This window comes from Bradyrhizobium sp. P5_C11_2 (genome assembly GCF_054049755.1).
In genome coordinates this window covers 1-8,759 of the sequence record NZ_JBFULT010000319.1, presented here as the reverse complement: position 1 = coordinate 8,759, position 8,759 = coordinate 1, and the positions used below count along the sequence as shown (strand labels likewise).

General features: G+C 61.8%; 8 protein-coding genes. 4 read left to right on the top strand and 4 right to left on the bottom strand.

Features of this window, described 5'->3' with window-relative positions; genetic code table 11:
- Nucleotides 1–119 precede the first annotated feature (119 nt).
- The gene (locus ACXJL8_RS25820; protein ID WP_456685824.1) at nucleotides 120–683 is read left to right on the top strand and encodes a hemerythrin domain-containing protein; all 564 of its coding nucleotides are present in this window, start codon (nucleotides 120–122) and stop codon (nucleotides 681–683) included.
- Between the two features lie 156 nt (nucleotides 684–839).
- On the top strand, nucleotides 840–1,883 hold the full coding sequence (locus ACXJL8_RS25815; protein WP_456621369.1) for an alpha/beta hydrolase family protein: 1,044 nt from the start codon (nucleotides 840–842) through the stop codon (nucleotides 1,881–1,883).
- A gap of 85 nt (nucleotides 1,884–1,968) precedes the next feature.
- On the opposite strand, the gene ACXJL8_RS25810 is transcribed toward ACXJL8_RS25815, so the two are convergent.
- Complete coding sequence (locus ACXJL8_RS25810) at nucleotides 1,969–2,322, bottom strand: UBP-type zinc finger domain-containing protein (RefSeq protein WP_456621368.1); 354 nt, start codon at nucleotides 2,320–2,322, stop codon at nucleotides 1,969–1,971.
- Between ACXJL8_RS25810 and ACXJL8_RS25805 the strand changes: the two genes are divergently transcribed.
- Together ACXJL8_RS25805 and ACXJL8_RS25800 are read left to right on the top strand one after the other, a co-directional pair.
- Entirely contained in the window at nucleotides 2,322–3,755 is a 1,434-nt protein-coding gene (locus ACXJL8_RS25805; RefSeq protein WP_456685823.1) for an amidohydrolase family protein, read from the top strand. The two genes, ACXJL8_RS25810 and ACXJL8_RS25805, sit on opposite strands and share 1 nt — an antisense overlap.
- 147 nt (nucleotides 3,756–3,902) lie before the next feature.
- A complete protein-coding gene (locus tag ACXJL8_RS25800) occupies nucleotides 3,903–4,331 on the top strand; it encodes a hypothetical protein (RefSeq protein WP_456621366.1) in 429 nt (142 codons plus the stop codon).
- Nucleotides 4,332–4,462: 131 nt separating this feature from the next.
- On the opposite strand, the gene ACXJL8_RS25795 is transcribed toward ACXJL8_RS25800, so the two are convergent.
- From ACXJL8_RS25795 to ACXJL8_RS25785, 3 genes are all read right to left on the bottom strand, one after another.
- Nucleotides 4,463–5,035, bottom strand: coding sequence for a dihydrofolate reductase family protein (locus ACXJL8_RS25795; protein WP_456621365.1), 573 nt, complete (start codon nucleotides 5,033–5,035; stop codon nucleotides 4,463–4,465).
- A 110-nt stretch (nucleotides 5,036–5,145) separates the two neighbouring features.
- The gene (cax, locus tag ACXJL8_RS25790; RefSeq protein ID WP_456621438.1) at nucleotides 5,146–6,246 is read right to left on the bottom strand and encodes a calcium/proton exchanger; all 1,101 of its coding nucleotides are present in this window, start codon (nucleotides 6,244–6,246) and stop codon (nucleotides 5,146–5,148) included.
- Nucleotides 6,247–6,549: 303 nt separating this feature from the next.
- A complete protein-coding gene (locus ACXJL8_RS25785; protein WP_456621437.1) occupies nucleotides 6,550–7,977 on the bottom strand; it encodes a TAXI family TRAP transporter solute-binding subunit in 1,428 nt (475 codons plus the stop codon).
- Between the last annotated feature and the right edge of the window lie 782 nt (nucleotides 7,978–8,759).

Sequence of the window (8,759 nt, the reverse complement as noted above, 5' to 3'; positions counted from 1 at the left end):
ACATAGAACAGGCGGATGGCGCACCATACGTCCGGAACTTGATTTAGCGCAAAAGAGCTGAGGCGACTTGGGGCTAGGCTTTCGAAGCTTCTCAATCGGTCGCCTTGTGGATCGCAGCAATGATCATTGAGCGCTTAAGCCAAGAGCACCGCAATATCGAGAAACTGCTCGCCATCCTTGAGCGGGAACTTCAGGTTTTCGATCGGGGCGACCGCCCCGACTATGAGGTTATCGGCGCGGTTATCAGCTACTTCGAACTTTACCCGGAGGTTTACCACCATCCTCAGGAAGACCTGGTCTTCGACAAGCTAACAATTCGCGATCCCGGTGCGGCTGCGAAGGTCGGTGATCTCGCTCGCGAACACCAGAAGGGGGCCGAACTTTTGCGCCGCGTCGCTCATGCGGTCGACGATGTTCTCGCGGATCGCGAACTGCTTCGGCAGGATGTGCATGCCATCGTTCGCGATTTCATAGAGCACGAGCGGCGCCACATCATGAAGGAAGATCGCGATTTCTTTCCCGCCGCCCTGAAGGCTCTCGAGCCTGAAGATTGGACGGAGATCGCTTCGGCCATGACCAATCCTGAGGATCCGCTGTTCAGCGAGGCCGCCGAAGAGACGTTCGACGCGCTACGGGCGCGCATCTTGCAGTTGGAACAAGAAGCCGAAGCCGGACGGCACTAGTCACGCGGACTCATAAGCCCGTAGGATGGGTAGAGCGCAGCGAAACCCATCGACGGCATCCAACGTCACATGCGGTGACGCCCTTTGGGGCGAGCGTAGACTTGAGTCTGCGGACAAGCTAAATTTTGTCGGTGACGCGCGCGGGGTGAAGATAGGATGGCATGGGCCAGTGCAGAATTCCGATCGCTAGACTTCGATCGGATACCGAGCTGCGTTGTGGTGTACATACGTGCCTTGCTTCTCGCGCTCGCATTGCTGGTCGCGGGCACATCTGCACAAGCAGATCCACAGCGATTTCGCGCTGGCGTCACGCGCATCACAGTGCAGGATGTTGTCCCGTTCGACACATTGATTGTGTATCCAACAGACGCGGCCGAAATTCCCTTTCAGGATGGTCTATTCACAATTGACGCAAGCCGCGATGCGCCGATCGCCCCTGGGGCGCGCTTTCCTGTTGTTCTTTTCTCACATGGCGGAGGGGGAACGATCAAAGCAGGAGGTAGCTCGCTCCCCTATGCCGCTCTTCTCACCTCCTTGGCGCGCGAGGGTTTTGTCGTGGTCGCGCCGTTTCATCCCGGGTCTAAGCGTCCTCGCGAAGCTCTCGAAGATCGACCACGCCAGATTCACAAGGCGCTCACCGCAATGTTGGCCGATCCACGCTTCGCGATGCATACCGATCCTAACCGTCTTGGTATGATGGGATTTTCCTACGGCGGAGCCGTCACGCTGATCGTCGCGGGGGCGACTCCCAGCCTGGCTCACCTGGCGGCTTATTGCCGAGACCGTAGCGATGATCCGATGGCTTGCGACGGCGTGCCGACCGATGGCTCCTTGGCCAATGCGGCCGGCAATAGATCGCCAGATGCGCTCGCCGTGAACGCCCTCATACTATTGGAGCCATTCGGCGCCTTGTTCGATCGAGACGGATTGACGCCGGTCGGCATGCCGACGCTGCTCTATCGTGCGGAAGGCAGCGATCTCAAGGCTGATGGCAATATCTTCGCTCTCGCGGCGGCATTGCCCCATCCGCCGCGACAGGAGTTGGTGCCGGGCGGTCATTTCATATTTTTCGGTCCATGCTCTCCCGCACTGCAAGCCGACGCGCCTGCGGCCTGCAAGGATGCTCCCTGGGTCGACCGTGCGGCGGTCCATCGGCGGATCGAGGCTGAAATTGGCGACTTCCTGCGCCGGAATTTATAGTCCGTAGGATGGGTAGAGCGAAACGAAACCCATCGACAGCATCCGCTGTGAAGCGTGATGGGTTTCGCAAGTGCTCTACCCACGCCTATTCGTGGAGCAGCGTTTGCCAGTCGGGAGGCACCGCGCCGGCCGGACCGGGCACCGGCTGATCCAACGGATGCGAGTGAGGGCCTTGAAGCTTCGGGCCGGCGAAAGCCTCTCCTGTGCGATAGTCGTAAAACCATCGTTCGCCCGGCTCGAAGCTCGTGATGATCGGGTGACCTGTCGCCGCGTTGTGTTTCGTTGCATGCTGATTTGGTGACGCATCACAGCAGCCGATGTGACCGCATTCGACACATCTGCGAAGATGAAACCACCACCCGTCCGCAGCCGAGCATTCCACGCACCCCGTTCCGGTTGGCTTGGCCGCGAGGTTGATGCCATCCCTCTCAGGCTTCATTGGTCAACTCACTGGAAGTGCTCGCAGTTACCGCAGATGCACTCAAGCCGCGATCTCCGCCACCATCGCATTTTGCCAGTGTTTTGCCCGACGGGTCAACATCGCGACAGCACGAAGCCTCTCGCGGGACAATTGGGGTGCGTTCACACAAAGTTGCGGCAGCGATGTGCAGGCGTAACACAAGGCATCGTTCGGCGACGAAAAATCGGCGTATTCCGATCCCCAACAATCACCGCCCACGCTGCAGCCGCACCACGGACAGCGGAGGAACGAAACGTTCTGCCGATAGAAACACCACAGGCCTTGGCTTTGCCAGTTCGTCACGGGAGACGCGCAACATGAACAAATGGGATCAAAAATCTGGAGGGCATCGCCCCTGCCCTGCCTGTTACGGCCCGCCTTCGTCGCGCCGCAGCTTCCTCGCGGGAGCTGGTGCACTTGGCCTCGCCTCGGCCATCCCCGCCGTTGCGGTGCACGGCCAGACCAAGCCGGTCCTGATCGATACCCACCTTCATTTCTATCCGCCCGAATATCAAAAGCTGTGGCTTGGCTACGAAGACGCACGCAAGCAGCCGCACTTTCCCGGTCAGGTGGCCTGGACTCGCGGGAAGCTCGTCGAGGACATGGACCGCAATGGCATACGTACAGGCATCCTGTCGGTCGCCTCTACTCCTGGCGTGTGGTTCGACCTCGGCCCGGTGGAAGCCGGCCGGCTCGCGCGCGCCTGCAACGAGTATGCAGCGGAGATGATGCGCGACCATCCGGGCCGTTTCGGCCTGTTCGCGACCTTGTCGATGCTGGACATCGACGCCACGCTCAAGGAGATCGAATATGCGTTTGATACGCTGAAGGCGGACGGCATCGGGCTGCAAAGCAGCTACGGCGACAAATGGCTCGGCAATGCCGCCTACAGGCCGGTGTTCGAGGAGCTGAACCGTCGCAAGGCGGTCGTTTATGTGCATCCGCTGGTCGCGAGCTGCTGCAGCGCGCTCAGCGTCGGCACGTTTCCGGCGGTGATCGAAGTCCCGCACGACACCACACGTACGGTGACGAGCCTTCTGCTCAGCGGCGCATTTGCCCGCCACCGCGACATCAAATGGCTGTTCTCGCACGCCGGCGGCACGATACCGATGATGGCCGGGCGCATCAATTCGTTCTACGGAGCGCGGCCCGACCTCAAGGAGTTTGCGCCGGAGGGGATCGAAGGCGAGCTGCGCCGGCTTCACTACGACACCGCGAATGCGACTTTCGCGCCGTCCATGGCCGCGCTGCTCAAGCTCGTCCCCGTCTCCCAGATCACCTACGGCAGCGACTATCCGTATTTCGGCCTTGGCCAGTTCGCGCAGTTGCAGAAGCTTGGTCTCTCGACAGGGGATCTCGATGCGATCGGCCATGAGAACGCGATACGTMTCGTTCCCCGCTTGCAGGCTTAGAGCATCGGGCAGCGTCTCCCGACGGCACGGCGATGCGCGACACGGATGCTTGATCTAGATCAAGCCCGCCGCGGCAACGCCATCCCGGAATAGGCCGTCGATGGCCGCGCAGAAAGCGCCGCCCGCCAGCCAAGGAGATGATCGATCATGCCCTCCTCGAATTCCCTGCGCACCCTCGTTCTCGCCGGAGCCGGCGCCCTGCTGCCCGCTATGGGCGTCCAGGCCGGGCCGATCCCGACGCATCTGGCGACGATGAGATCGATGGTCGATCAGAACACCACTGAAGTGCGATGGGTCGGCGGCTGGCGTGGCGGCTATGGCTATCGCGGCGTCGGGTGGGGCTATCGCGGCGGCTGGGGCTATCGCGGCTACGGTTATCGCGGACTCGGCTATGGCGTCGCCGGCGCCGTCGTCGGCGGCGCGATTGCGCGGAGCGCCTATTATGGCAGCTATGGCGGCTACTATAGCGGTTATCCCGCCTACGGCTACAGCTACCCGCCCGCGTCCTATTACGGTTATGGCGGCGGCTATGGCGACGACAATTGCCTGCCCTCCGGCAGCTACTGGGCCTATTAGCGAAAACGCATTCGCCGTTCCGGAGGATGGCTTGCCGCGGGCCGCCATTTCCCGGACGAGCTAGGTCGCATACTCGTTAATTTTGTTGCCGCAGAAAACCTCGCCCACGGTTGTGAAAATCCGGCTATGAGCTATTCCTGCCTTGCGACTTTCGTCAAAGAGCGTCGGTAGTGCATAGGCCGTTGCCGAGCGGCTTCGCCGAAACCAATTCGAGCTGTCGCGCGCTCGGCAAGCCGCTCTCGTATAGAGTGGGGCCGTGGCCGACGATCCTGGTGGTGAACGAGGAACTTGTACTCGTCGATCAAATCCATCCGATCCAGCTCAACCGCGAGCTTGCCGCTACCGAGGAGCACGCCCGCCGGGGTCGCACCCTTGAGATTCTGCACGCCTGTTCGCAGATCACCGGCGATGTGGTGGCTATTGTTCCACGGGAAGTCGTTTCGCGTTGACGACACCACGTACTTCGGCTTGGCATCCAGCTTAACCGCCCACTCGCGCATCGGCGGCGGTACATCCGCTTCGCCGCGGGCGACCGCTGGCCAGTAGCTCTCCATCATCTCGTAGGTGACGCGGCCCCACAACATCGCCCCGCTCTCGTCCATGAGGCGAGTGAAGAAGGCGTGTGTCTCGTTGTCGGCGATTCCTTCTTGGTGGTCGACACAGCCGTCTAAGGTGACGGTGGTGCTGAAGATCAGTAGTCCCATGCGACAAGCATACAATCTTCCGATACCGTAGTCACGCGGGTCAACTGCGGCTGTTGCTGGCAGCAGAACAGCTGCTCTGGTTCACCCTCGTGCCGACGGGCAGCAGCACCTCACCCCTCGCCCGCCGGCGGAACGACATACAAGGTCAGCGCAAACACGGCGTAGATAAAGATCATCAGGGCACCGACGAACCATGCCGAGCGTCCACTCGCGGTGACGAAGGCCGACGTGACCGTTGCAATCATCACCATGGTGACGGCGCCCGGCCAGAATTGCAGGTTCATCGGCGTGGGTCCGACGACGTAGCTGAGCAGCACAAGCGCGGGGGCTACGAACAGCGCGATCTGGGAGGCGCTGCCGAGCGCGATGCTGACGGCCATGTCGAGCCGGTCCTTGCGTGCCGCGGCAAAGGCAACCGCAAATTCGGCGGCGGCGCCGACCAGCGAGACGACAATGAAGCCGACGAAGGCCGGGCTCATCCCGAACGTTTCCGCCGCCTTCTGCACCGATTCCACGAAGATCTCACTCACCAGCGCGACCAGCACGGTGACGACCAGCAGCGTGCCGACGGCGATGCCGATTGGCCAGTGCGCCTCCTTGTCGTCGCCATGATCGGCGCTTGCGAACAATTCCTTGTGCGTCCCGAGCGAGAACAACAGGCCGAGTGCGTAAGCGATGATGAGCAGGACTGAAATGCCGACGCTGAGCTTGTTCAAGATGCCCCCGCCCTGCGGCAGGTGCTCGAGATCGGCGACCGCCGAAGGCGCAAGCAGGGCAACGGTTGCCATCAGCAACAAGCCGGAAGAAAGCCGCGCGCCGGCGCGGTTGTACTCCTGCACGTGGTAGCGCATGCCGCCGATCAGCAGGCAGGCCCCTAGCATGAACACCGCGTTGGTGACGATCGCGCCCGCAATTGAGGCCTTCACCAGCATGTACTGGCCTGCACGCAGTGCCGTGATGGCGATGATCAGCTCCGTCAGATTGCCGAGCGTTGCATTGAGCAGTCCGCCCACGGCATCGCCGGTCTTGGCAGCGACCGCTTCGGTGGCGTGGCTGAGCAGGGCCGCCAGCGGCACGATGGCAAGCACCGCCAACACGAAGAGCAGCGTGTGGGAATGCGGGGCAGCCACATCGGCCACCAGCACGATGGGCACGAAGACCAGCATCCAGAGCAAGGGGGTATTTTTGATTTCCCTGAGCAGGGTTTGCATGACGGCCGCCCTTTCCATGGATGCGCTGATGGAAAGGTCTGCGGGCCTGCGAGGCGAGTATTGATCTGCCTCAATGTGGGCCGTCGGAGTGCCGCCCGTCGCCCGGAGGGTGGGTAGTGCGCAGCGAGACCCATCGACAGCATCCAACGTGACACGTAATGGGTTTCGCAAGTGCTGTGCCATCCTACGGCACTGGACTGAGTGATCACGGCAAGGCGGCGATGGTGGTAATCGCAATCGGTCGGTGGATGTGTGCCCCGGAAAACTTCGCCGGGTTCGGAGGTCCGCCTCTACATGGCCGCCTCATCCTCGCGGCGTAGCGCTATGGCCTGTTGCCGCGCCTCGGACGCTTTCCAGGGAGGGACGTTGCAACGCGGCTCGCCGCTCCGCGATGGCATTGCTCAACAGGTCGAGCACCAGGCCAAATGCCGCGAGTTCCTCTTCCTCGATAGCGCCGTCATCGTAGCACTCGAGCGTTTCACCGATGATGGCGTCGGCCTCGCCCTGCAGGGCCAGCAGTTCCTGGTTGGATTCCGCGGACCGCGCGCTGGAAACCATGGCCAGGATTCTCTTGCGATGGCTGGTGTTTTCCTCTCTTTCGTCTCGATTCAAATAGCGGCGCAACCAGGCGCCTGCCGAACCGATCCCGGAGAGAAGCAGGAGCCCGAACCAGAAATAATCGCCGTACCTGTCGAGGAAGGTACGTTCGTTGCCGTCGATGACGGCCGCCGCTCCCCGATGTACCGGCAGATCGGTGTCCTTCTCGAGGTCCGGCTTGGTGATGTGTGCAGCACCTGGTACCTGCCGCGCAATCGCCTGACGAACGGCAAACAGCTGCCGGAAGAAGGCGGCCACCGTCGTTTCGGATAAGGTCTTTCTCGCCACGATGAGGTGGCTGACGCTGACTGTCTCGACCTTGTCCTCCGGCCAAGCTGGATCCGCATTGAAGACGCTGGGCGGAATTTCCTCGGATTCATACCGGGGGTGCTTCAAGGCGATCGCGTCTGACGTCTCGACGGCGAGAAACTTCGGCTCGCCTCGTGCCCGCGCCGTTGCGGCGATGGCATCCGACGTGATCTTGCTATCGAGTGGACCGACCGCCATGAATGCATCGAGGGTCGGATCGCGCGCCAGTTCCTCGATGTGGTCCGTGCTAAAGTGCGTCACCGCGACCTTGTCGGCTGCCACTCCGGAGGCGCTCAAGATGACCTGCAGCAACGCGGCGTTCGCCGGGGTCCGCCCGATCACGCCGACACGGCGCCCCGCGAGATCGGCGACCTCTTTGATTTTCGGCGAGTGCTTTCTTTTGGAGCTCTTGCCCGCAGGTCCGGACGGCGACCACAGCACGACGAAGTTTTTACGTACGACAGCGACGGTCTGCGCCTCGGCGGGCATTTCCAGGTCGCCGCGGCCAACGGCAAGGTCGGCCTTGCGAGCCCCAAGCAGGGCGAGAGACTCCACCGCCCCGTCCGTTTTGATCGGAGACAGCTTGATAGTTCGGCTTTCACTGCCGAAGGCATCGGCCATTGCCTGAATTACTTTGTAATCGTCGCTGCCCGGTGGTCCAACGGCGATCCGGAGAATGTCCGGCCGCAACGCATAGTAGAGCGCGCCCGCTGCGCCGCCAAAAACAAGAAATCCAACGGCGAGGACCAACAGTAAGGAATTGCTCCTTCTCCGCTCTCGGCGGGCCGCGTCACTGGTCTTGCTTGTACTCTCGGGCGAAGACATTGCTGCTGCCAACCGCAGATCAAGGCGCATCCTGGCTCCTAGGATACCACGTTTTCCCAGGAACAACGTCGTGGCGGCCGGCTTGGTTCATACCGGCTTGGTTCATATCCGTCCGAGCCTGAGGTGCGACTGGCTGCTCTCGGTCGTGCTGCGGCACTCCTCAATTACGGGCAGCCGCCCACCCTGCTATCGCCGTTCCGAATGTCACAGTGAGTACGGCTGAGCGCTTGAATCGAAGCTCCTTCAAATTGCGCGGCCCGGTCACCCGCTGACGCCTGAACGAGCCCCTCTCAGCATGTGGTGTGATAAGCAGTCAGGCGCATCGCAGAATGAAGGCTGTCCGAGCGACGAGATGCATGGACAATCCCCGATCCCTGCCACGATAACATCCTGCCGGTGTTTTGCCCGACGGGTCAACGTCGTCGCGGCAGCGAATGTCGTCGCGACGCGGCTCGAAAATCCCTTATCGATCAAAGGGCCTTCTACTGTGCATGGGGTTGTTTGTCGATTTTTTGTTTTGAGCGCGGGATTGATGGCCATGTTCTGAGCGCCGAGAACGAACCTGCCGCCGCCGCGGCGGTGYGCTCCCTCTCCCCGTTCTTACGGGGCCGCGACGAGCTGCGCTCGCGCTGAGAGGGTTGGGGTGAGGGGCTGGCTCCGCATAAGAGGTGAGAGCTGGACTCGCGGAGACTCCCCCTCACCCGGAATCCGCGCTTCGCGCGAATTCCGGCCTCTCCCCGCAAGCGGGGAGAGGCGAAGAGAGCCGCTCACTCCCCCTGCAC

Excerpts from the sequence above, each read along its gene's own strand:
- ACXJL8_RS25820 (WP_456685824.1), top strand. The coding sequence starts at position 120 with ATGATCATTGAGCGCTTAAGCCAAGAGCACCGCAATATCGAGAAACTG.
- ACXJL8_RS25815 (WP_456621369.1), top strand. The coding sequence starts at position 840 with ATGGCATGGGCCAGTGCAGAATTCCGATCGCTAGACTTCGATCGGATA.
- ACXJL8_RS25810 (WP_456621368.1), bottom strand. The coding sequence starts at position 2,322 with ATGAAGCCTGAGAGGGATGGCATCAACCTCGCGGCCAAGCCAACCGGA.
- ACXJL8_RS25800 (WP_456621366.1), top strand. The coding sequence starts at position 3,903 with ATGCCCTCCTCGAATTCCCTGCGCACCCTCGTTCTCGCCGGAGCCGGC.
- ACXJL8_RS25795 (WP_456621365.1), bottom strand. The coding sequence starts at position 5,035 with ATGGGACTACTGATCTTCAGCACCACCGTCACCTTAGACGGCTGTGTC.
- cax (WP_456621438.1), bottom strand. The coding sequence starts at position 6,246 with ATGCAAACCCTGCTCAGGGAAATCAAAAATACCCCCTTGCTCTGGATG.
- ACXJL8_RS25785 (WP_456621437.1), bottom strand. The coding sequence starts at position 7,977 with ATGTCTTCGCCCGAGAGTACAAGCAAGACCAGTGACGCGGCCCGCCGA.